The organism is Mycolicibacterium arseniciresistens (assembly GCF_030519285.1).
Lineage (GTDB): Bacteria > Actinomycetota > Actinomycetes > Mycobacteriales > Mycobacteriaceae > Mycobacterium > Mycobacterium arseniciresistens.
The window spans coordinates 1-1,085 of the sequence record NZ_JAUMSQ010000547.1; the positions used below are offsets into that span (position 1 = coordinate 1).

Here is a 1,085-nt window from a genome sequence, read left to right on the forward strand (position 1 = left end):
CCGGTCGCGGCGGCCGGTCCCGGCGCACGCGCCGGCCACTGTGTCAAAAACCTTACTAGAGCACTTACGGTAGCGAGATTGGAACAGGTTCACCCGCGCCGCCCGGGAGGCTCGCACCGGCCGCGCCGCAACGGGCCGGCGCGCGACGGGAAGGCGACCGGTAAGGTCGACGGTTACGCTTGGACGGCGACACGCAGGCGTACTCGCAGCTCAGGCGGTGGGGACGGGTAGATTCACGTCGACCGACCCGGTGCCGAGGGCTGCAGGCGCAGCATCGATGTGTGATGGAGGTGCCCCTCGTGGCAAAGCAGGCGACGGCCGAGAAGCGTCAGCGACGTGAACGGGGTTCGATCAATCCCGAGGACATCATCAGCGGTGCTTTCGAACTCGCCGAACAGGTGTCGATCGACAACCTGAGCATGCCGCTGCTCGGCAAGCATCTGGGTGTCGGTGTCACGAGCATCTACTGGTACTTCCGCAAGAAGGACGACCTGCTCAACGCGATGACCGACCGCGCGCTGCGCCAGATCGTGTTCGAGTCGCCCTATGTCGAGGCGACCAACTGGCGTGAGTCTCTGCACAACCACGCCCACAACATGCGCAAGACGTTTCTGGCCAGTCCCATCCTCTGCGACCTCGTGCTGATCCGCGGCGCGCTGAGTCCCAAGGTGCGCAGGCTCGGCGTTCAGCAGATGGAGAAGGCCATCGCCGAACTCGTCGAGGTCGGGCTGTCCGCGCAGGACGCGTTCGACACCTACTCGGCGGTGTCGGTGCACGTCCGGGGATCGGTGGTGCTCGAGCGGCTCTCGCAGAAGACCCGCGAGCTGCACGAGGGCAGCGGCAGCTTCGACGAACCGTCGGCGATCGATCCGGAGACCACTCCGCTAATCGCCGAGCTGACGGCCAAGGGCCACCGGATCGGTGTGGCCGACGAGACCAACTTCGAGTACGGGCTGAACTGCATCCTCGACAACGCCGGCCGCCTGATCGAGGAGGGCCGCCGGCCCGCGCGCAAGGCGGCCAAGTCCACCGCCAAGACGGCGACACCGCGCCGTAAGGCCCCGACGCGGCGCGCCTGAGCGACG

General features: G+C 67.1%; 1 protein-coding gene. It reads left to right on the plus strand.

From position 1 onward, the window contains the following. Window positions 1–284: 284 nt before the first annotated feature. Window positions 285–1,079, plus strand: coding sequence for a TetR/AcrR family transcriptional regulator (locus tag Q2100_RS31395; RefSeq protein WP_302917145.1), 795 nt, complete (start codon window positions 285–287; stop codon window positions 1,077–1,079). Window positions 1,080–1,085: the final 6 nt, after the last annotated feature.

Coding starts and splice junctions, on each gene's coding strand:
- Q2100_RS31395 (WP_302917145.1), top strand. CDS start 285: ATGGAGGTGCCCCTCGTGGCAAAGCAGGCGACGGCCGAGAAGCGTCAG.